The following is a 22575-nucleotide window of genomic DNA, read 5'->3' as shown; positions in this document are numbered from 1 at the left end:
AACGCTTTCTATCGGAAGGGAGGGACAACGTTGGCAGAGCTGCTCCATTTGACAATTGGAAAGTTATTGGAGAAAACCGCGGCAGACGCCCCTGATCACGAGGCTGTCGTCTATCCGGACCGCGGCCTGCGTTATACGTACCGGGAATTTGACCAGTTGTGCAGAAAAGTCGCAAAAGGACTGATGGCGCTCGGTATTGATAAAGGTGAACATGTCGCAATTTGGGCTTCCAATACTCCGGAATGGCTCACCGCCCAGTTTGCTTCGGCAAAAGCGGGTGCTGTACTAGTCACAGCCAACACGAACTATCAATTATCAGAGCTTGAATATGTGCTGAAACAGTCAGATGCCACAACACTCATTTTAATGGAATCATACCGGGGCACTTCCTACATTGATATCCTTTGCAAACTGATTCCTGAATTAAAGGAGGGCGAACCGGGCAGGCTTGCATCTGAAAGACTGCCTTTCTTAAAAAATATTATTTTGCTGGGGGATCAAAGGCATCCCGGCATGTACCTATGGGATGATTTATTAAAGCTCTCAGGGTCAGTAAGCGAAAAAGCGCTTGATCGCAGGATGGAACGGCTCAAAGAGCATGATGTCATTAATATGCAATATACATCAGGTACGACAGGCTTTCCGAAAGGCGTGATGCTCACCCATTCCAATTTGGCAAACAATGCGGCAAATATTGCGGAATGCATGAATTTATCGAAAAAAGACAGAATGTGCATCCCCGTTCCGTTTTTCCACTGCTTCGGCTGTGTACTGGGGACTCTCGCTTGCGTCACCGCCGGCGCGACGATGGTGCCGGTACAAGAATTCAGTCCGAAAGAAGTGCTTTCAGCCGTCGAAACGGAAAAATGCACGGCGCTTCACGGTGTACCGACCATGTTCATCGCCGAACTGAATGATCCAGATTTCGCATCATATGACCTGTCTTCTTTAAGAACGGGCATCATGGCCGGTTCAAACTGTCCGATCGAAGTCATGAAAAAAGTGATCGATAACATGGGGATGTCTGAAATAACGATTGCATACGGACAGACGGAAGCCTCACCGGTCATTACCCAGACTAGGGTCAACGATTCGCTCAAAAGAAGGGTCGAAACCGTAGGGCGCGCTTTGCCGAATGTAGAAGTCAAAATAACTGAACCGGGTACGAACCGGGAGGTTGAAAGAGGCGTTCAAGGCGAGCTGTGCACACGCGGCTACCATGTTATGAAAGGCTACTACAAAAATCCTGAGGCCACGGCAGCGGTCATCGATGAGGATGGATTTTTGCATACGGGAGATTTAGCCGTAATGGATGAAGAAGGCTACTGCCGGATTACCGGGAGATTAAAAGACATGATCATCAGAGGCGGTGAAAACATATATCCGCGGGAAATAGAAGAGTTTTTATACAAGCATCCCGACATTCTCGACGTCCAAATTGTCGGAGTGCCTGACGAAACATTCGGCGAAGAGGTATCGGCCTGGATCAAACTGAAAAGCGGAGCATCGATGACGGCTGACGAATTAAAAGAATACTGCAAAGGCAAAATCGCCCGCTATAAGATTCCGCGCTATATCGCATTTGTAGAAGAGTTCCCGATGACGGCATCAGGGAAAGTGCAAAAATTCAAGTTAAGGGAGCAGGCGCTTGAGCATTTTCAATTGTAATTTTCTCTTTCAAGCGCGACTAACATAAAAGGAGGGACCTTTTTGTTTAAGAAAGTACTGATTGCCAACCGGGGAGAAATCGCCCTCCGGATCATCCGAACTTGTCAACGGCTCGGTATTCAGACGGCTGCTGTCTACTCTGAAGCGGATGCGGAGTCCCTGCATGTCAAAGCTGCGGATGAAGCCTGGCTGATCGGCAAACCGCGGGTCAGTGAAAGCTATTTAAATATTGAAAAAATCATCGAAACCGCTAAAAAAGCGGGGGTCTGTGCCATTCATCCGGGATACGGCCTGCTTTCCGAGAACAGCCGTTTTGCCGAAAGGTGCCTCAAGGAGAATATTACGTTTATCGGTCCGCCGCCTGACGTTATCGCCAAAATGGGAAGCAAAATTGAAGCAAGACAAGCGATGGAACAAGCCGGGGTTCCCGTCGTTCCCGGCGTGACAAAAAGCTTGTCCGGTCTGAATGAAGCCCGGGCTCTTGCCGAATCCATCGGCTATCCCGTGATGCTCAAGGCTTCTTTTGGGGGCGGCGGCATCGGAATGCAGCTGATCCGCAATGAAAGCGAATTAGAAAAAGCATATGAAGGCAACCAAAAACGAGCCGCCGATTTTTTCGGAGACGGGGCTATGTACATCGAGAAATATATCGAACAGGCAAGACATATCGAGATTCAGATTTTAACAGACAAATACGAAAATGCCGTCTATCTTTGGGAGCGGGACTGTTCGATTCAGAGACGCCAGCAAAAAATCATCGAAGAAGCACCTGCTCCGTTATTCGATGAAACCATGCGCACAAAGCTCGGTGAAGCGGCCGTGAAAGCTGCGCTGTCGATCGGCTATGTCAACGCCGGGACAATCGAGTTTTTAGTAGACAAGGAGAATCATTTTTATTTTCTTGAGATGAATACCCGCCTGCAAGTCGAACACCCGGTGACAGAGGAAATTACAGGGCTTGACCTTGTCGAAGAACAGCTCAATATCGCAGCGGGAAAACCGCTTTCCCATAAGCAGAAAGACATTCGGCGGGACGGACATGCGATCGAAGTCAGAATCTGTGCCGAAGATCCGAAAACATTTTTCCCTTCGCCGGGGCGGATTACCGACCTTAAGCTGCCTGAGCAACCGAATGTCCGTCATGAATGCGCAGCAGCCCCGGGTATGACTATCACCCCGTATTACGACCCGATGATTGCCAAGATGATCGTCAAAGGAAGCAGCAGAGAAGAAGCCATCTGCACATTGGCCGAAGCGCTTTCACAATATCAAGTGAAAGGCATTAAAACGAACATTCCGCTCCTTGAAGACATTGTAAGTTCTGACGAATTCCGAAAAGGCGGGGTCCAAACCGATTTTATCAGTCGCTATCAGTCAAAATGAAATCAAGGAGGCGTACTATGAATACTGTTGTCACCAATATGGCAGGAAACGTGTGGAAAATATTAGTGAAAGCGGGGGACAAAATCGAAAAGGGGCAGGAAGTCGCCATTTTAGAATCGATGAAGATGGAGATTCCGATTGTCGCCGAAACGGCCGGAACAGTCAAAACCGTCAGAAAGAACGAAGGTGATTTTGCCGATGAAGGGGATGTCTTATTGGAGCTTCAATAAGGTCTGGAGGATGGCAAATGGACGTACCGAAGAACATTTTCATTAAAGAAGTCGGGCCGCGCGACGGTCTGCAAAATGAACAAACCGCACTTTCGACAGCTGATAAAATTACCTGGATCGACATGCTTTCTGCCACAGGGCTTTCGTATATCGAAATCACTTCATTCGTCCATCCTAAGTGGATTCCTGCACTGTCTGATGCCCTTGATGTCGCCAAAGGGATCAACCGGAAGCCGGGCGTCACCTACGCAGCCCTGATTCCGAACCGAAAAGGGCTGGAACGGGCTCTCGAAGGAGGGATCGATGAAGCTTCTGTTTTCATGTCGGCAAGCGAGACACACAACCGGAAAAATATTAACAAATCGATCGGGGAAACGCTTCCCGTCCTGAAGGAAGTCATCGGAGCGGCAAAACAAGCGGGCCTCACCGCCAGAGCATACCTGTCCACAGTATTTGGCTGTCCTTATGAACATCACGTGCCATTGGAACAAATTATACGGACATCTGAAACGCTGTTCGACATGGGGATCAACGAACTTTCCCTCGGAGATACGATCGGCGCAGCAAATCCCGTACAGGTTCAAAGGGTGCTTGAAGTCCTCTTAAAGCGCTTTCCAAAAGAGAATATCGCCCTTCATTTTCATGATACGAGAGGGATGGCGCTCGCCAACATGATCGCAGCGATGGACATGGGAATCACCGTATTTGACTCATCATGCGGCGGGCTGGGCGGCTGTCCTTACGCACCGGGAGCCACGGGGAATGCGGCAACTGATGATTTGATCTACATGTGCGCCCAGATGGGCATCGAAACCGGAGTTGATCTCAGCAAGCTGCTTTCAGCTGCTAAATGGATCGAAGACAAAACCGGAAGAGAGCTGCCAAGCCGAAATTTGCAGGCGGCTAAATCAAAGAACTGTTTTCATTGATGAAGAGGAGGAAGACCGAATGGAGCCCAATGTTCTTTATTCCATAAACGAGCAGTCGGTCGCCGTGTTGACGCTGAACAGGCCGCAGGCTGCAAATGCCCTCTCGCTTGGGCTTCTCGACGACTTTCAGCGCATCCTTCGAGATATTCGTTCAAACCCGGCCGTCCGCTGTGTCATCATAACGGGAAAAGGGGACAGGACGTTTTGTGCAGGCGCCGATTTAAAGGAAAGAGCCCGCATGAGCCAAACAGAAGCGAAGCAGGCTGTTTCCCTGATTCAACGCGTGGTCAGCGAAACGGAAAAACTGCCGCAGCCCGTCATCGCTTCATTAAACGGAAGCGCTTTAGGAGGGGGGCTGGAGCTTGCATTGGCGTGCGACATCAGGATCGCAGCCGAACATATTGAACTCGGCCTCCCCGAAACAACGCTCGCAATCATTCCAGGGGCAGGAGGGACACAGCGGCTGCCCCGCTTGATCGGCAGGGGAAAGGCGAAAGAAATGATCTTTACCGGCTGCCGCATCAGCGCCGAAGAAGCGCAAAAGATCAGCCTGGTTGAACATGTCGTTCCGCTTTCGAAGTTAAAGGAAGCGAGTGAAAGCATCGCGGCGAACATCGCGGCGAACGGACCGGTAGCCGTCAGACAAGCGAAGTTTGCCATCAATCAAGGCCTTGAGACAGCTATCGAAACAGGGCTTGCCATTGAACAAAAAGCCTATGAACTGACGATTCCGACGAAAGACAGGACAGAAGGGCTGAAAGCTTTTGCAGAAAAGCGGAAGCCGGATTATACGGGAGAATAAAACGAACGGAGGGACAGCCGATGCCGGCCGAAAAGGAATTGTATGAACGCATCCGCCGGATTCAGGAGGGCGGCGCGGAGAAATACCATGAAGCTAATAAGAAAAAAGGGAAATTATTTGTCAGAGACCGATTAAAGCTGCTGCTTGACGAAGGACTCGACCTAGAGGACGCGTTTTTTGCCAATTGCATGGCTGACGGGCTACCGGCAGATGGAGTCGTCACTGGAATCGGAAAAATCGGCGGGCGAACCGTTTGCGTCATGGCCAATGATTCAACTGTCAAAGCAGGATCATGGGGAGCGAGAACCGTTGAAAAAATCATCCGCATCCAGGAAACAGCCGAAAAACTGAATTGCCCGCTTCTTTATTTGGTCGATTCGGCAGGCGCAAGGATTACGGATCAAGTTGACATGTTTCCGGGGCGAAGAGGAGCGGGGCGGATTTTTTATCAGCAAGTCAAATTATCCGGGCGCATCCCGCAAATCTGTCTCTTGTTCGGGCCTTCAGCGGCAGGAGGCGCCTACATACCGGCTTTTTGCGACATCGTCATCATGGTCGAAGGTAACGCCTCGATGTATTTAGGCTCGCCGCGCATGGCGGAAATGGTGATCGGCGAAAAAGTATCGCTTGAAGAAATGGGCGGCGCGAGAATGCACTGTTCTGTTTCAGGCTGCGGAGACATTCTTGCCGACACGGAAGAAGATGCGATCAAGTCGGCGCGCCGGTATCTTTCCTACTTTCCGTCGAACTACACCGAAAAAGCGCCTGTCATTGAAGCAAAATCCGCCCGTCCGTTTGACCGGTCATTGGAGGACATCATTCCGAAAAACCAAAACGCTCCGTTTCAGATGATGGATTTAATCGATCGGATCATTGATGAAGCGTCTTTTTATGAGATCAAAAAATTGTTCGCGCCAGAGCTGATTACCGGTTTGGCAAGGATTCACGGGCAGCCTGTCGGCATCATTGCCAATCAGCCGCGGGTCAAAGGCGGTGTTTTGTTCCACGATTCGGCAGACAAGGCCGCAAAGTTTATCAATTTGTGTGATGCCTATCATATCCCGCTGCTGTTTCTGGCTGACATCCCCGGTTTTATGATCGGAACGAAAGTCGAGAGGGCGGGTATCATCAGACACGGTGCGAAAATGATTTCAGCGATGGCCGAAGCAACCGTACCGAAAATATCCGTCATCGTCAGGAAAGCTTATGGTGCAGGCTTGTATGCGATGGCCGGTCCGGCCTTTGAACCTGACTGCTGTCTGGCGCTGCCGACGGCGCAAATTGCCGTCATGGGCCCGGAAGCAGCGGTAAATGCCGTTTACGCTAAAAAAATCGCAGAATTGCCTGAAGAAGAACGGTCCGCATTCATCGCCGAAAAACGGAAAGAGTACCAAAAAGACATAGACATTTACCGGCTTGCTTCAGAAATGATTGTCGACGGGATCATTCCGGCCGACTCGCTGCGAACGGAACTCATCAAACGGCTGAATGCATATATGACCAAATACATGACATTTACGGAACGGAAGCATCCTGTTTATCCCGTCTAAAGGCCAATGAAACGAAAAGGAGGAAACGGCATGGGCGAAAAAGCGGTTTGGCAGCCTGATCCGGAATTTGTAAAAACAACCCGGCTGTTTCAATGGATGACAGCCCTCGGTTTTTCCGACTATGATGATTTTTTGAAAGCAAGTACAAACGATATCGCCTGGTTCTGGGAAGAGGCCGAAAAAGCGCTCGGGATCAGCTGGTACAAGCGGTACAGCCAAACATTGAATCTCGACAAAGGCATAAAATGGCCGCAATGGTTTACCGGCGGCCGCTTAAATGCCGTTTACAACGCCGTGGAAAAATGGGCCCGCCGGCCTGATACGGCCGGCAGGACGGCACTCATCTGGGAAAGTGAAGACGGAAAAACAGAACAGATCACCTATTCTTCTTTACACCAACAAGTCGCCCGTGCGGCGGCAGGCTTTAAAAAGCAAGGCATCTCAAAAGGGGATGTCATTGCGATTTACATGCCGATGATCCCCGAAACGGTCATCGCCATGCTGGCCGCCGCTAAAATCGGAGCGGTATTCTCACCGGTTTTTTCAGGCTACGGCGCCCATGCAGCAGCGGCGAGACTTACCGCTGCCGGAGCGAAAATCCTTGTCACAGCAGATGCCTTTTTGCGAAGGGGAAAGAAGGTCTGCATGAAGAAAGAAGCTGACAAAGCCGCGGACCGTTCCCCCACTGTTCAAAAAGTCGTCGTCTGCAAGCTTCACGGCGGCGATCAAGATTGGAATTATAAGAGAGATATCGACTGGAATGAATTGATGAAAAACGAGCCCATGCAAAACACCGAAGAAATGGACAGTTCAGATCCGCTCATGCTGCTATACACATCAGGGACGACAGGACAGTCGAAGGGAGCGGTTCATACCCATGCCGGTTTTCCGCTGAAAGCTGCATTTGATGCGGGATTCGGGATGGATGTCAAACAAGGGGACACATTTTTCTGGTTTACAGACATGGGCTGGATGATGGGGCCGTTTTTAATATTCGGGGGCCTCATAAACGGAGCGGCTGTTTTGCTGTTTGACGGAGCACCGGACTACCCGGCCCCGGATCGGCTGTGGGAGCTTGTCAGCAGACACCGGGTGACGCATCTCGGCGTCTCTCCGACGCTCATTCGCTCGCTGATGCAGCACGGCGAAGATTTTCTCTATCAATACAATCTGAACAGTCTGAAGGCAATCGGCTCAACGGGCGAACCATGGAATTATGAGCCGTGGATGTGGCTGTTCCGCCATGTTGGAAAAGAACGGATTCCTATATTTAATTATTCAGGAGGAACAGAGATCTCAGGCGGAATTTTAGGCAATGTGCTCCTGCGGCCGATCACGCCGATGACGTTTAATTCGCCTCTTCCCGGCATGGCGGCCAATGTCTTCAATGAAAAAGGAGAGGAAGTCGTCAATGAAGTCGGAGAGCTTGTCCTGACAAAGCCCTGGGTCGGCATGACGAACGGTTTTTGGAAGGAGCCGTCAAGATACGAAGAAGCATATTGGAGCCGCTGGACCGACGTCTGGGTGCACGGCGATTGGGCAAAACGGGATGAAAACGGCTACTGGACGATCAGCGGACGCTCTGATGATGTGATCAATGCTGCCGGGAAAAGGATCGGCCCCGCCGAAATAGAGTCCGTTCTGGTCGGCCATCCAGCGGTGGCGGAAGCAGGCGTCATCGGCGTTCCGGATAAGCTCAAAGGCCAGGCTGCCGTCTGCTTCGTCGTCCTCAGACAGTCGGAAAAGCCGTCGGAAGAATTAAAAGATGATTTGCTGAACCTTGCATCTGATGCGATCGGTAAAGCGGTCAAGCCCAAAGCGGTTTATTTTGTCAGCGGTTTGCCGAAGACGAGAAATGCAAAAGTGATGAGACGGCTGATCAGAGCTGCCTATATGAACGAGCCCGCAGGCGATTTGTCAACTTTGGAAAACCGCGAAACATATGATGAAATTGCCGGTCTTTCAGTGCGAAAAAATCTGTAGTATACTGGATAAGGCTTACAAACAAAGAAGAAGGACACGTCCTTCCTCTTTTTATTTTGATGAAGCTCGATCGACCAACACTCACATCCTGACGATAACCGAACCGCCGCCGGCCGTGCAGACGCGATTCTGCTGCTCTTCAATCGAACGCAGCAGCTGATTGTTGCTTTCCATGAGCTTGATGAGCAATTCCATTTGATCTTCGAGATTTTTCAGCCTTTGGTTCATCTGCTGCGAAGATTGACCGGTATGCATTTGCGGGGCTGAAGGCGGATAAGACGTTTCAGAATTCCATTTTGAATACATAGAATAGGCCTCCATCATCTAAACTGATATACCTTATCGTATGATCCTACAATCGCAATGTTCGCCTAAATCAAAACGAGAGGAAACAAAACATGTACTTGACGATAAAGGAAACCGCAGAATATTTAACGCTTTCAGAAGCATATGTTGAACAGCTTGTCAGAGAAAAGAAAATCCGCACCGTCTTTGACGGACAGCAGCATTTAATCAACAAAGAGCAATTCAATACGCACATGGAACAGATGGAAAAGTATAAAGAGTGGGCGGAATCCGTTCTGAACGAGCCCATCCCCGAAGATCCGGACGTCAAAGATGAAGATTAACCCGGGATAACAATAACTTTATTATGTAAACTGACAGATACGATTCTATGAAAGTTTCGCACGTTTTCCGTCTCTATTATCCCGTGTGAATGGGGCGTTTCGTAAAAAAAGACACAATATAGGAAATGAAAGGGATGAAAGAAGCCCTATATATAAAGTTTTCTATGATTTTATTTCATTTCCGAAACAATCACGTTCATTTTTTGTTCAAAAAGTGTTATCATTTAGTAGTAAAAAATACAGCGTGTTTTGAGATTGCGGGTTTTCGGGAGTTCCAGACCGAAAACAGCAAAACAAACACAAAAGGGGAGAGCCTTTTTGCGGACTTGTTTGTGCATAAATTCACAAACTATAAAAAGGGGCTTCCTTCAAAAAACAGCACATCGCTTATTGAAAAGGAGAATTGGTTATGCCGGAAACAATCGATCAAACAGCTGATCAAACAAACGAATCTGTAAGCCAAAGCCAACGCGATCTTATCGATCAACTGCTAAAACCTGAAGTACAGGAGTCTTTGACTGTTTTAGTCGACCAGCTTCCAAAGCTGACAGAACTGGTCAACATTTTGACAAAGTCTTACGACTTCGCACAATCCGTTGCAACTGATGAAGTATTAAAAAATGATACGGTCGGTGCCATTACAGAAATTCTTGAGCCTGTCAAAGATACGGCAAAAGAAATCGCGGCTACCGCCATTGAAGCAAAAGACCGCGCTGACGAAAGCAATGAAGTCATCGGACTTTTCGGTTTGCTGAAAATGCTTAAAGATCCGCAGGCCCAAAAGCTGTTCCGATTTGTTCAAAGCTACCTGCAAATCATGTCAGAACGCGAAAAACAAAAATAATCACTATACATTCAGAATAAGGACGGAGGATTCACGATGTCAAAACATATCGTCATTTTAGGCGCTGGTTACGGCGGATTACTGTCTGCTCTAACAGTTCGCAAACACTACACAAAAGAAGAAGCAAAAGTCACAGTGGTTAACCAATATCCGACACATCAAATCATCACGGAATTGCACCGCCTTGCTGCGGGCAACGTGTCAGAACAGGCAGTTGCGATGCCGCTTGCAAAGCTTTTCAAAGGAAAAGACATCGATCTTAAAATCGCCAAAGTCAACTCTTTCTCAGTTGACAAAAAAGAAGTCGCTCTTTCTGACGGCTCTACCCTGACATATGACGCACTTGTCGTCGGTCTTGGTTCTGTCACTGCTTACTTCGGCATTCCGGGACTTGAAGAAAACAGCATGGTGCTCAAATCTGCAAACGATGCAAACAAAATCTTCAAGCATGTTGAAGAGCGCGTGCGCGAATACGCGAAAACGAAAAACGAAGCTGATGCTACGATCTTAATCGGCGGCGGCGGACTAACAGGCGTCGAGCTTGTCGGTGAACTCGCCGATATCATGCCGAGCCTTGCGAGAAGCTACGGTGTCGATCCGACAGAAATCAAGCTGAAGCTTGTTGAAGCCGGTCCGAAAATCCTGCCGGTTCTTCCGGATGAGCTGATCGAACGTGCGACAAAGAGCCTTGAAAAACGCGGCGTTGAATTCTTGACAGGACTGCCTGTCACAAATGTAGAAGGAAACGTTGTTGATTTGAAAGACGGACAAAAAATTGTTACAAATACATTTGTCTGGACCGGCGGTGTTCAAGGCAATCCGCTGATCGGCGAATCAGGTCTTGAAGTCAACCGCGGACGCGCAACTGTAAACGACTTCCTTCAATCTACATCACATGAAGACGTGTTTGTTGCAGGGGACAGCGCCGTTGTCTTCGGTCCGGATGGCCGTCCGTACCCTCCGACAGCTCAAATCGCATGGCAAATGGGCGAGCTGATCGGCTACAACCTGTATGCATACTTAGAAAACAAATCAATGGCGACGTTCAGCCCTGTCAACTCAGGTACGCTTGCAAGCCTGGGCCGCAAAGACGCAGTTGCCGTTATCGGCGCGAACAGCACATCTCTTAAAGGCCTGCCTGCTTCATTGATGAAAGAAGCGAGCAACGTCCGCTACCTGAGCCACATAAAAGGTCTGTTCAGCCTGGCTTATTAATGGAAATGAAGCGCTACTTATAGTTTAAACTATAAGTGGTGCTTTTTTTTGCTTTAAATTTGACGGGCAAATGAAAATATTGTGGTAAATTTGAACCAAAATATACTGACAAGAACGGAATCGCAGCTCGCTTTTTACGGACTGGCGCCTTTTCTGCTCATCATCGTGACTGCAGCAGGCGTTCCTTTGTCAGCGGAATTGACGGAATTCAATATCACCCCATACCGTCATTTGATCATGAGCCTTGCCATGCTTTTCATCCCCCTGATTCTCGGTGTCATGTCGGGGTTTATCCTGCTTGATGAGCGCGACGAAAATATGATTCAGTATTTTGCCGTGACGCCCTTGTCGAAGCGCGGATATGTCATGATCCGGCTCATCCTGCCGATGGCGATGACATTATGCTACAGCATTTTGCTGTTTGCCTCCGGCGGTCTAATGGCGCCTGGCGCTGTGAACCTATTGTTCGTCCTGATCATGGTCACGCTTGAAGCCCCGATTTACACGCTGCTTTTAGCCGCCTATGTCGCAAACAAAGTGGAAGGACTCGCTTTAATGAAAGGATTCAGCCTGCTCACTCTCATGCCGGCCGCGGTTTATTTTATTCCTGTGCCGTGGCAGCTTTTCGGTGTTTTCACCTTATTGGACAGCGAAAACGTACTTGGCGGGAATATCCCACGAAGGGCTTTTTCTCGTTTTCGGGATCACCGGAATTGCGCTGCACATTATGATACTGCTGTTTTTATACCGGAGGTTTTTGGTGAAAACCGACCAATAGGAGTATATCCCGCCCCGTTTTGCAATAAAGTATTAAAACATAAGCGGGAGGCGGGATATCCGATGAAGAAACATATGAAGCTTTGTCTGTGTATGATGATGATCTTTGTATTGACTTTGGCCGGCAGCATGGACGGCTTGGGCGCTGAGGAAAAAGGCGGGCTCAAAGAGCAAATCGATCAGCTGTTAAAGACCGAACCTGATTTAAAAGGAGCGCTCGCAGGCATCAGCGTCAGGTCTGCGGAAAGCGGGAAAATGATATACGGACATATGGGCGATACACGGATGAGACCTGCGTCCAATCTGAAGCTTTTAACGGCAGCAGCTGCCTATTCCGTCCTGGGCGAGGACTATACCTTTCCCACAGAGGTAATGGCTGATGGGGCGCGAGCCGCGGGCACACTCAAAGGCAGCCTTTATATAAAAGGAAAAGGCGATCCGACGCTTTTGACAGCGGACTTTCAGCAAATGGCCAAAGCACTCCGAAAACAAGGGATCACAGTTATCCGGGGAGACTTGGTCGGCGATGATTCCTGGTACGATGAAATCCGCTATTCTCAAGACCTTTCCTGGACCGATGAAGACGCATACTATGGAGCGCAGATTTCAGCTTTAACTGTTTCGCCAAATGAAGACTATGATGCCGGAACGGTCATAATCGACGTGAACCCTGCCGGAAAAACCGGAAAAAAACCTGCTGTATTGCTCACCCCGCAAACAAACCATGTCAAAATCAAAAACGATGCCAAGACTGTTGCTGCCGACGGAAAAAAAGATATCACGATTAAAAGGAAACACGGAGGAAATACCATCCAAATCAAAGGGACGATTCCACAAGGCGCTTCAAGGGTCAGACAATGGGTTGCGGTTTGGGAGCCGTCAGAATATGCACTCGATTTATTTAAACAGGCTTTACATCAACAAGGCATTCGAATCCTGGGAAAGACTAAAATCGGCAAAGCGCCAAAAACAGCGCACCGCATCACCACACATCAATCCATGCCGCTGTCAGAGCTGATGATTCCCTTTATGAAGCTCAGCAACAACGGCCATGGCGAAACGCTGATCAAGGAAATGGGAAGGGCCGCGAGACGTGAAGGAAGCTGGGATCAAGGGCTAGAGGTGTTAAATACGGAACTGCAGAGATTTGGACTGGACACGGAAAAAATCGTTCTCAGAGACGGCTCAGGCATCTCGCATATCAATTTGATTTCTGCACATCAGATCACAAAGCTATTGTATTCCGTTCAAGACGAGAAATGGTTTCCGTCGTTTGCCCGTTCACTCCCAGTTGCAGGTGAAAGCGACAGAATGGTCGGCGGCACATTAAGAAACCGGCTGAAAGACCCGGCTCTAAAAGGAAAAGTCAGGGCGAAAACTGGCTCTCTTTCAACCGTCAGTTCCTTGTCGGGCTATGTCGATACTGCAAGCGGAAAGACATTGATTTTCTCCATTCTCCTCAATCAGCTCGTGGATGATGAGAAAGGAAAGGATATTGAAGACAAAATCGTTCAAATATTAGCTTCTTCATGACTTCTCCCATTGCAGCAGGCAATGGGTTTTCTTTAATTCATGTTTTGCTGCCGGCGGATTTAAAGGCTCTTGAGCTCTCCGAGCGGAAATGCTTCCTCGCTCAGATCAGTGAAAAAACGTCATGCAATAGCGGTCTCGTCAAAAGACTGCTATGTTTGCCACCAGCTCCCAAAGCACCATCGAATCATTCGGCAATCAGACTGTATCGATAGGCTGATGATCAATATTTCTCTGTGCAAGCCGGCCATTTTGCCGGCTTTTTTATATAACAGTTTTCGTTACCTTTGACTTTATTATAATACAGATTTAAATAATAAAAATTGCTTCAAACAACAGTCTATATTGAAAAAAACGCGATGTTCAAAGAACTTTCTCAAATTTGTTAACTATTTCACAAAATATGTGATGTTTATCACATTCAAACCTGTTATATTCAACATAAGATATAAATGCAACAACTGTTATATCATTTCAACTTGAAAAAGAGGGGGATTTAAATGGAACAATGGAAAGGTTTCACCACAAACGTTTGGCAAAAAGAAGTCAATGTCCGCGATTTTATTCTCTCGAACTTTGAGCCATATCAAGGTGACGAATCGTTTCTCGAACCTCCGACGGAAGCTACATCGGCATTATGGGATCATGTAATGGATTTGACAAAAAAAGAGCGTGAAAACGGAGGCGTCCTTGATATGGATACAGAGATCGTCTCAACGATCACCTCGCACGGTCCCGGATATTTGAACAAAGACCTGGAAAAAGTCGTCGGCGTTCAAACCGATGAGCCGTTTAAACGGTCGCTTCAGCCTTTCGGCGGCATCCGAATGGCAAAGCAGGCATGCGAATCCTATGGTTTTAAACTGAATGAAGAAGTGGAAAGGATCTTTACCGATTACCGCAAAACTCATAACCAAGGCGTGTTTGACGCATATACGGACGAAATGAAGCTCGCCCGAAAAGTCGGAATCATTACCGGACTGCCTGATGCTTACGGGCGCGGGCGCATCATCGGTGATTACCGGAGAGTGGCGCTTTACGGCGTGGATTTCTTGATCGATGAAAAGAAAAAAGATGCGGCCGGCACCTCTCGGGTGATGTCTGAAGAAAACATCCGCCTTCGTGAAGAACTGTCAGAACAAATCCGAGCATTGAACGAACTTAAAGCGCTTGCAAAAAGCTATGGGTTTGACATTTCCAAGCCTGCGGCGAATGCAAGAGAAGCATTTCAATGGCTGTATTTTGCCTATTTGGCTGCCATTAAAGAGCAAAACGGAGCAGCAATGAGCCTTGGCCGCGTGTCCACGTTCCTTGATATTTACATCGAAAGAGATTTGAAAACGGGCGTATTAACAGAGCGTGAAGCCCAAGAGCTTGTCGACCATTTCGTCATGAAGCTGCGTTTGGTCAAATTCGCGCGCACACCTGACTACAATGAACTGTTCAGCGGCGATCCGACGTGGGTGACAGAATCAATCGGCGGAATGGCGCACGACGGACGCGCCCTGGTGACGAAAAACTCGTTCCGTTTCCTGCATACGCTTGACAATTTAGGCCCGGCGCCTGAACCGAATTTAACCGTTCTTTGGTCTGTCAGACTGCCGCAAAAGTTTAAAAACTACTGTGCCAAAATGTCGATTAAAACAAGCTCGATCCAATACGAAAATGACGATATCATGCGTCCAGAATACGGTGATGACTACGGAATCGCCTGCTGTGTATCGGCAATGGCAATCGGCAAACAAATGCAGTTCTTCGGAGCACGCGCCAACTTGGCGAAAGCTCTTTTATATGCGATTAACGGCGGAAAAGACGAAAAGCATAAAATGCAAGTCGGTCCGGAAATGCCGCCGGTTGCTTCCGACGTGCTGGACTATGACGAAGTGATGCATAAATTCGATCAGACGATGGAATGGCTCGCAGGCTTGTACATCAACACGCTCAATGTCATTCACTACATGCATGATAAATATTGCTATGAAAGAATTGAAATGGCCCTGCACGACACGGAAATTTTGCGGACGATGGCCACTGGGATCGCCGGCTTGAGTGTTGTCGCCGATTCATTAAGCGCTGTCAAATATGCCAAAGTCAGCGTGGTCCGCGATGAAAACGGCATTGCGGTCGATTTTGAAACAGAAGGCGACTTTCCTAAGTACGGAAATAACGATGACCGCGTCGACGCGATCGCCGTTGACATTGTCAAGCGCTTTATGAAAAAACTGCGCAAGCATCAGACATATCGCCAGTCCGTTCAGACCATGTCAATTTTAACGATCACGTCAAACGTCGTTTACGGCAAGAAAACCGGAAATACGCCGGATGGACGCCGCGCGGGAGAACCGTTTGCTCCAGGTGCGAATCCGATGCACGGCCGCGATACTAAAGGGACGCTTGCATCGCTGTCTTCAGTGGCAAAGCTGCCTTACAGCTATGCGCTCGACGGCATTTCCAACACCTTTTCAATCGTCCCGAAAGCGCTTGGCAAAGACGAAGAGAGCCGCGCCGCCAATTTGTCAAGCATCCTTGACGGATATGCCGCAAAAACAGGACATCACTTAAATGTAAACGTATTTAACAGAGAGACACTGCTCGACGCCATGGAACATCCAGAGGAATATCCGCAGTTAACGATTCGCGTCTCAGGCTATGCGGTCAACTTTATTAAGCTGACGAAAGAACAGCAGTTAGACGTCATCAGCAGAACCTTCCATGAATCGATGTAGCGAGCAATAAGCGGAGCGCGACCAAGGCGCTCCGCCTCATAAAAAGAGGTGATCTCCATGGATGGAAATATTCATTCGATCGAAACATTCGGCACCGTTGACGGTCCAGGCATCAGGTATGTCGTCTTCACACAAGGCTGCCTGATGCGCTGTCAATTTTGCCATAATGCTGATACTTGGGAAATCGGAACCGGAAAACAAATGACGGTTTCCGAAATCGTTCAGGATGTCCAGCATTATCTCCCGTTTATTCAATCATCGGGCGGAGGCATCACCGTGAGCGGAGGCGAGCCGCTTTTACAACTGCCGTTTTTAATCGAGCTGTTCAAAGCATGCAAAAGCCTCGGCATTCACACGGCACTCGATTCGTCCGGCGGATGCTATTCGGCTGCGCCGGCATTTCAAGAGCAGATCAAAGAACTGATCCAGTATACAGACCTTGTTTTGCTTGACCTCAAGCATCACAACAGAAAAAAACATATCAACCTGACAGGAATGCCGAATGACCACATTTTAGAATTTGCCCGGTTTCTCGCTGAACATCAAGTTCCCGTCTGGATCCGCCACGTACTGGTTCCGGGGATCTCCGATATCGATGCCGATTTAACGGCCCTCGGCACGTTTATCGGCACGCTTGCGAACGTTCAGAAGGTGGAGGTTCTTCCTTATCACAAGCTCGGCGTCTACAAATGGGAAGCGCTTGGCCTGGATTATCCGTTAAAAGGGGTTGAACCGCCAAGTGCCGACAGGGCCGAAAATGCGTACAGACTGCTCACCGCACACTTGCAAGGCGGATCCTTGCTGCAAGAGACATAAACGCTTTTGCCGGACAGACTTTTTCTAACAAGAAGCTGTCCTTTTTGTCTTACCTCACAACTGTATAAAAAATCCGTTTCTTTACAATAGTAAGATGAGAAAGATGCGCCTGCTGCGGCAGGCCGACAATAAAACAGCAAGGTGGGCGGGAAGCATGTATCATTTGTATACTCACAACGACTTGGACGGAGTCGGCTGCGGAATTCTCGCAAAAGTGGCTTTTGGCGAACGGGTCGAGGTCCGCTACAATTCGGTCACCGGACTCGACATGCAAGTCGGGCGTTTTTTGGAGCGGACAAAAGGCAAAGAAAAACAGCATGAAGGCCTGTTTATCACGGACTTGTCCGTTCATCAAGAAAATGAGGAAAGGCTGGACCAATATGCGGAAGCGGGGGGAAAGGTCAAACTGATCGACCACCATAAAACTGCGCTTCATTTGAATGAACGCCCTTGGGGCATGATAAAAGTTCAATATGAGGATGGCAGGCTCGCTTCAGCGACTTCTCTTTTCTATGAATACTTAATAGACAACGGCCACATTCGAGAGACAAAAGCGATGGATCAGTTCGTCGAACTCGTACGCCTCTATGATACATGGGAATGGGAACAGACGGGCGCTCTCGAAGCGAAACGCCTGAATGACCTGTTTTTTATGGTATCCATCGACGAATTTGAGGAAAAAATGATCCGGCGCCTTAAAGAAAGCGACGCGTTTTCATTTGATGAATTCGAAGAAAAAATCTTGGATATGGAAGAAGAAAAAATTGAACGGTATATCCGCAGGAAACGGCGGGAAATCGTTCAAACCTTCATTAATGCGCACTGCGTCGGCATCGTGCATGCCGAATCCTATCATTCAGAGGTGGGGAACGAACTCGGGAAAACGTATCCGCACCTAGACTATATCGCCATCTTAAATATGGGCGGCAAAAAAGTGAGCCTTCGCACCATCCATGATGAAACAGATGTATCAGAAATCGCCGGCACGTTCGGCGGAGGCGGCCATGCCAAGGCAGCGGGGTGCCCGCTGACAGATGAAGCGTTCAAGCTGTATGTAACTGAACCGTTTCCGCTGGAGCCCTTGAGAGCAGATGCCTTTAAAAACGTCTATAATGTAAAAAAGTCCGACTACGGCAGCCTTTATGTCAACAGGGACGAGGACCAGTTTTTTCTCTTTCCTAGCGCAAATGGCTGGAACATTCAATTAAACGGCGTGGCTCAGCATGAGACATTCACTTCATTCGAAGAGGCAGAGCGGTTCATTAAAAGAAATTACGCTGCATGGCTCGCGAGGGATGAAGCATTTGTCCAATATTTGATGCAGCAGGTGAAACTGGCGATTCAAACGACAGGCTAAAGACAGCGACATGTCTTGGCCTGTTTTTTCATATACAAAAAAGAACATCCGGCATATAATAACAGAAAGTTCTGATTTTTCCAAAAGGGGAGATGTTCATGAAAGAAAAGAGCGCAGGCTGCGAAACTAAAGAATTCCGGGCAGTGTGGATCGCCACCGTCACAAATATTGACTGGCCTTCAAAAAAAGGACTGACAATCGAAGAGCAAAAAACGGAGTATGTGAAGCTTTTGGATGATGTGACAGCAATGGGGATGAACGCGGTCGTCGTTCAAATTAAGCCGGCGGCGGATGCTTTTTATCCTTCCGCATACGGGCCGTGGTCGGAATACTTAACAGGGATTCAAGGAAAAGACCCTGGATACGATCCGCTGGCATTTTTGCTCGAAGAAACCCACCGGAGAAAGCTTGAATTTCATGCATGGTTCAACCCTTATCGGATCACGATGAATCATACCGATTTGAACAGGCTGTCACAGGATCACCCGGCCAGAACGCACCCCGACTGGGTCGTTGCCTACGGCAGACAGCTGTATTACAATCCCGGCATCCCTGAGGCCCAGGAATTCATTGTCCAAGGCATAGCGGAAGTCGTCAAGAATTACCCGGTCGACGCCGTTCATATGGATGACTATTTTTATCCGTATAAAATTGCGGGAGTCGAATTTCCCGACTTGAGCACATATGAACAATATGGAAAAGACCGTTTTTCAAATATTGAAGATTGGCGAAGGGACAACGTCAACCAGCTTGTCAAACAAATCAATGATGCCGTCAAAAAAGAGAGGGCCTCAGTCAAATTTGGAATCAGCCCCTTTGGTGTATGGCGAAATATAGCAGATGATCCGACGGGATCGAATACAGCCGCCGGAATGACAAACTATGACGACCTTTACGCTGACACGAGGGAATGGATCAGACAGGGATACATCGATTACATCGCCCCGCAAATCTACTGGAGCATCGGCTTTGCCCCAGCTTCCTACGACATTTTAGTGGACTGGTGGAAAAATGAAGTCAGCCATCGCCCCGTTCATTTATACATCGGACAAGCAGCCTATAAAATCAATCAAAACTCAGATCCCGCCTGGTCAGACCCTGAAGAATATCCGCGGCAGATCGCATTAAACCGCGCCTCAAATGTGATGGGAAGCATCCATTTCAGCCTGAAAGATTTAAACCGGAATCCGCTCGGCATTAAAGACAGACTGATCCAGGACTTGTACAAAAAACCGGCAGCTGTTCCCGATATGCCTTGGCTTGGCAGCGTAAACAGTGAAAACTGATATTTTGCGGTAACAGTACCAATCCATTTTGAACGTTGTTCAAAATGGATTTTTTGTGTTAAAAATCGCATCGATAGTGCACCTTAATAGATAAAAACAAGGAAAGAAAGGTTTAAATCAAATGGACATTTTCTTAGCGATTTTACCAGCGATTTTCTGGGGAAGCATCGTGCTCTTTAATGTAAAGCTTGGGGGCGGACCGTACAGCCAGGTGCTCGGCACAACATTCGGCGCTTTAATTTTTTCAATCGGAATCTACTTCGTCGTCCAGCCTGAATTATCCCCCCGGATATTTGCCGTCGGCGTCGTTTCCGGACTATTTTGGGCGCTCGGCCAGACCAATCAGCTGAAAAGCATCGATCTGATCGGCGTGTCTAAAACGATGCCGATCTCAACAGGGCTTCAGCTCGTATCCACTTCTCTGTTTGGGGTGCTTGTTTTCCATGAGTGGGCGACGACAATCTCGATCGTTCTCGGCGTTCTGGCGCTGATTTTTATCATCGTGGGAATCGTGCTGACATCGCTGGAAGACCGCAGCCAAAAAACAGAGGAAAAAACCGGCGACATGAAAAAAGGAATCGTGATTTTGCTGATTTCAACATTCGGCTATCTCGTGTATGTCGTCGTCGTCCGGCTTTTTGATGTCAGCGGCTGGGCGGCTCTTTTTCCTCAGGCTGTCGGCATGGTTGCCGGCGGTTTGATCTTGACATTCAGGCATAAGCCGTTTAATTTTTACGTCATCAAAAATATCATTCCTGGTTTAATCTGGGCAGCGGGAAACATGTTTTTATTCATCTCCCAGCCGCGGGTCGGCGTAGCGACCAGTTTTTCGCTATCACAGATGGGGATCGTCATCTCAACGCTCGGCGGCATTATTCTGCTCGGCGAAAAGAAAACAAAGCGGCAGCTGATCGGTATCGCCATCGGCATCATACTGATCGTCGCAGCCGGCGTTTTGCTGGGCATCGCAAAAGCTTAAGGACGGCTTCTAAAGCCGTCATCAGATTGTTGACAAAATCCCAAAACGACTTTTAGTTTTGGGATTTTGTCATCCTTTCAGCGTGATTGAAAACCCTTGCAGTCTAGGAAGGCCGAGCATTGGAGCGGAGCGAATGTTGGAATTCGTGAGCACCGACGCGCAGGCCTGACAACGAATGCGAGGGTTTGTCGACACGCTGAGGACGGCTTCTAAAGCCGTCCTTTAATATGTGATGCTGCCCTTAAGCGGCAGATGGTCGGAAGCGTTCGGATCAACGGCGACAATTTCAGCCGCTGACACATGAAAAGACGGACTGAGAAAGATGTAGTCCAACCGCCGTCTCGGGCGGTGGGAAGGGTGGGTGAACCCCTGTCCGTATTGACTTTCATCCCACAGGTCGGCCAGTTTTTCCGCGACCTTTTTCCATCCCCGTGAATAAGGTTTCATATTAAAGTCTCCCGTGACGATCACAGGCAGATCGCTCTCTTGAACCTTCTCGATTAAAAAATCCGTCTGCTTGCCGTGAAGCCACGGATTCAGGCTCAAATGCGTAACAAAAACGCGAAAGAGCCGGTCACCGATCCGGACATCAGCCTCAAGAAGAGACCTTCCTTCGATCAGCCCTTTGACAAAATTGAATGAATGATGCCGTTCTTTCTTAATCGGAAAACGCGTTAATAGAGCGTTCCCGTATTGCCTTTTCTCAGAAGAATCGCCGGAACTCAATGAAAGGGAGGGGCAGTACGCATAGTGCATGTTCAATTGTTCTGCAAGCCGGCCGATTTGGTCTTCGTAATCGCTTCTATTTGAGAAATGCCGATCCACTTCATTCAGGCCGATGATGTCGCAGCCGCTTTGAGCGATCACACCGGCTGTTCTACCTAAATCAACGCGGCGGTCCCTTCCTTTTCCATGATGGATATTAAACGTCATGATGCTAAATTTCATAATCATCCCGCCTCTTCTTTTGCTAAGCATATTGTATCTCCGTAACGCTTAAAATATTTCAGCTGTCGGCAGAGCAAGTTTAGGTTAAAATGACATTATGAAATAAAGAGGGGTGGTCCTTATGACAAATAGCAGAACGAATCCAAAGGTTGATGAATTTTTAAGCAAAGCCGAAAAGTGGAAGGAAGAATTTAAGAAGCTCCGTCAAATCGTACTTGAATGTGAGCTGAACGAAGATTTCAAGTGGAAGCATCCTTGTTATACGTTCGAGAATAAAAACATCGTTTTAATCCATGGATTTAAGGAATATTGTGCGCTTTTGTTTCATAAAGGCGCATTGTTAAAGGACCCCAACGGGATTCTTATCCAGCAAACGGAGAATGTACAAGCCGCGCGGCAGGTTCGATTCACCAATGTACAAGAAATAGCTGAAATGGAGACCATTTTGAAAGCTTATATAAATGAGGCCATTGATGTAGAAAAAGCCGGCCTGCAAGTGGATTTTAAACAGGCTGCAGAATATACAATTCCAGAAGAACTTCAAAAAAAATTCGCTGAAATCCCAGCTTTAAAAGCGGCTTTTGAAGCATTGACGCCGGGCCGGCAAAGAGCATATATTCTTTATTTTTCCAAACCAAAACAATCCAAAACCAGAGAGTCGCGGATTGAAAAATATACTCAGCAAATTCTCGATGGAAAGGGATTGAATGACTAGTATATTACGCAACTACCTTTCATGGGAGATGCGAATCATAATCATGCCGAAGAAGCGGCGAAATGATGAGTGAGAATAAAAAAGCTTCCGAGTCCTCGGAGGCTTTACTGTTCTAGTATGATGATAATTTGGAGGAACCTATTGCAAAACGTACATACGTATATTTCATTGTCTTTGGTCATTATCATTTGGGAATCCTTCATGTCTG

The 22575-nt window shown here is 48.1% G+C and carries 18 protein-coding genes and 1 pseudogene; 17 read left to right on the top strand and 2 right to left on the bottom strand.

Annotated elements, in window-relative coordinates; all coding sequences use genetic code 11:
• Window positions 1-30 precede the first annotated feature (30 nt).
• The 7 genes from H7F26_RS17020 to H7F26_RS16990 are packed head-to-tail and all read left to right on the top strand — an operon-like array spanning window position 31 to window position 8545.
• Window positions 31-1668, top strand: a complete 1638-nt coding sequence (locus tag H7F26_RS17020) for an AMP-binding protein (protein ID WP_003182456.1) — start codon at window positions 31-33, stop codon at window positions 1666-1668.
• Between the two features lie 42 nt (window positions 1669-1710).
• Entirely contained in the window at window positions 1711-3051 is a 1341-nt protein-coding gene (locus H7F26_RS17015) for an acetyl-CoA carboxylase biotin carboxylase subunit (RefSeq protein WP_003182454.1), read from the top strand.
• A 17-nt stretch (window positions 3052-3068) separates the two neighbouring features.
• Window positions 3069-3281, top strand: a complete 213-nt coding sequence (locus H7F26_RS17010) for an acetyl-CoA carboxylase biotin carboxyl carrier protein subunit (RefSeq protein ID WP_003182452.1) — start codon at window positions 3069-3071, stop codon at window positions 3279-3281.
• 17 nt (window positions 3282-3298) lie between these two features.
• Window positions 3299-4210 (top strand): hydroxymethylglutaryl-CoA lyase, encoded by a 912-nt coding sequence (locus H7F26_RS17005; RefSeq protein ID WP_003182451.1) that lies wholly within the window; start codon window positions 3299-3301, stop codon window positions 4208-4210.
• Between the two features lie 19 nt (window positions 4211-4229).
• Window positions 4230-5012, top strand: a complete 783-nt coding sequence (locus H7F26_RS17000) for an enoyl-CoA hydratase (RefSeq protein ID WP_003182449.1) — start codon at window positions 4230-4232, stop codon at window positions 5010-5012.
• Between the two features lie 20 nt (window positions 5013-5032).
• Window positions 5033-6562, top strand: coding sequence for an acyl-CoA carboxylase subunit beta (locus tag H7F26_RS16995; protein WP_003182447.1), 1530 nt, complete (start codon window positions 5033-5035; stop codon window positions 6560-6562).
• 30 nt (window positions 6563-6592) lie between these two features.
• Complete coding sequence (locus H7F26_RS16990; protein ID WP_003182446.1) at window positions 6593-8545, top strand: AMP-binding protein; 1953 nt, start codon at window positions 6593-6595, stop codon at window positions 8543-8545.
• Between the two features lie 81 nt (window positions 8546-8626).
• Here the strand turns inward: H7F26_RS16990 and H7F26_RS16985 are convergent, their stop codons facing one another.
• The gene (locus H7F26_RS16985) at window positions 8627-8851 is read right to left on the bottom strand and encodes a hypothetical protein (RefSeq protein ID WP_003182444.1); all 225 of its coding nucleotides are present in this window, start codon (window positions 8849-8851) and stop codon (window positions 8627-8629) included.
• A 92-nt stretch (window positions 8852-8943) separates the two neighbouring features.
• On the opposite strand from H7F26_RS16985, the gene H7F26_RS16980 reads away from it, so the two are divergent.
• From H7F26_RS16980 to H7F26_RS16940, 9 genes and pseudogenes are all read left to right on the top strand, one after another.
• Window positions 8944-9174 (top strand): excisionase family DNA-binding protein, encoded by a 231-nt coding sequence (locus tag H7F26_RS16980; RefSeq protein ID WP_003182442.1) that lies wholly within the window; start codon window positions 8944-8946, stop codon window positions 9172-9174.
• Window positions 9175-9583: 409 nt separating this feature from the next.
• The gene (locus H7F26_RS16975; protein WP_003182438.1) at window positions 9584-10018 is read left to right on the top strand and encodes a helical membrane plugin domain-containing protein; all 435 of its coding nucleotides are present in this window, start codon (window positions 9584-9586) and stop codon (window positions 10016-10018) included.
• A gap of 36 nt (window positions 10019-10054) precedes the next feature.
• A complete protein-coding gene (locus H7F26_RS16970) occupies window positions 10055-11233 on the top strand; it encodes an NAD(P)/FAD-dependent oxidoreductase (RefSeq protein WP_003182436.1) in 1179 nt (392 codons plus the stop codon).
• Window positions 11234-12073: 840 nt separating this feature from the next.
• The gene (gene dacB / locus H7F26_RS16965) at window positions 12074-13543 is read left to right on the top strand and encodes a D-alanyl-D-alanine carboxypeptidase/D-alanyl-D-alanine endopeptidase (protein WP_011198028.1); all 1470 of its coding nucleotides are present in this window, start codon (window positions 12074-12076) and stop codon (window positions 13541-13543) included.
• Window positions 13544-14040: 497 nt separating this feature from the next.
• The gene (gene pflB / locus H7F26_RS16960) at window positions 14041-16266 is read left to right on the top strand and encodes a formate C-acetyltransferase (protein WP_003182432.1); all 2226 of its coding nucleotides are present in this window, start codon (window positions 14041-14043) and stop codon (window positions 16264-16266) included.
• A gap of 57 nt (window positions 16267-16323) precedes the next feature.
• Entirely contained in the window at window positions 16324-17082 is a 759-nt protein-coding gene (gene pflA / locus H7F26_RS16955; protein ID WP_003182430.1) for a pyruvate formate-lyase-activating protein, read from the top strand.
• 154 nt (window positions 17083-17236) lie between these two features.
• Window positions 17237-18439 (top strand): DHH family phosphoesterase, encoded by a 1203-nt coding sequence (locus H7F26_RS16950; protein ID WP_003182427.1) that lies wholly within the window; start codon window positions 17237-17239, stop codon window positions 18437-18439.
• Window positions 18440-18567: 128 nt separating this feature from the next.
• A pseudogene (locus H7F26_RS16945) lies at window positions 18568-19701 on the top strand (glycoside hydrolase family 10 protein); the annotation flags it as partial.
• A gap of 145 nt (window positions 19702-19846) precedes the next feature.
• A complete protein-coding gene (locus H7F26_RS16940) occupies window positions 19847-20704 on the top strand; it encodes a RhaT/GlcU family sugar-proton symporter (protein ID WP_003182422.1) in 858 nt (285 codons plus the stop codon).
• 222 nt (window positions 20705-20926) lie between these two features.
• Here H7F26_RS16940 and H7F26_RS16935 read toward each other — a convergent pair whose 3' ends face one another.
• On the bottom strand, window positions 20927-21682 hold the full coding sequence (locus H7F26_RS16935) for an endonuclease/exonuclease/phosphatase family protein (protein WP_003182420.1): 756 nt from the start codon (window positions 21680-21682) through the stop codon (window positions 20927-20929).
• Window positions 21683-21773: 91 nt separating this feature from the next.
• Between H7F26_RS16935 and H7F26_RS16930 the strand changes: the two genes are divergently transcribed.
• Window positions 21774-22367: a YdeI/OmpD-associated family protein gene (locus tag H7F26_RS16930; protein ID WP_003182416.1), complete on the top strand. Its 594-nt coding sequence runs from the start codon at window positions 21774-21776 to the stop codon at window positions 22365-22367.
• The last annotated feature ends 208 nt before the right edge of the window (window positions 22368-22575 follow it).

Source organism: Bacillus sp. PAMC28748, from assembly GCF_014250415.1.
GTDB lineage: Bacteria > Bacillota > Bacilli > Bacillales > Bacillaceae > Bacillus > Bacillus licheniformis.
The sequence above is the reverse complement of the archived record's forward strand: the minus strand, read 5'-3'. Positions and strand labels throughout refer to the sequence as shown.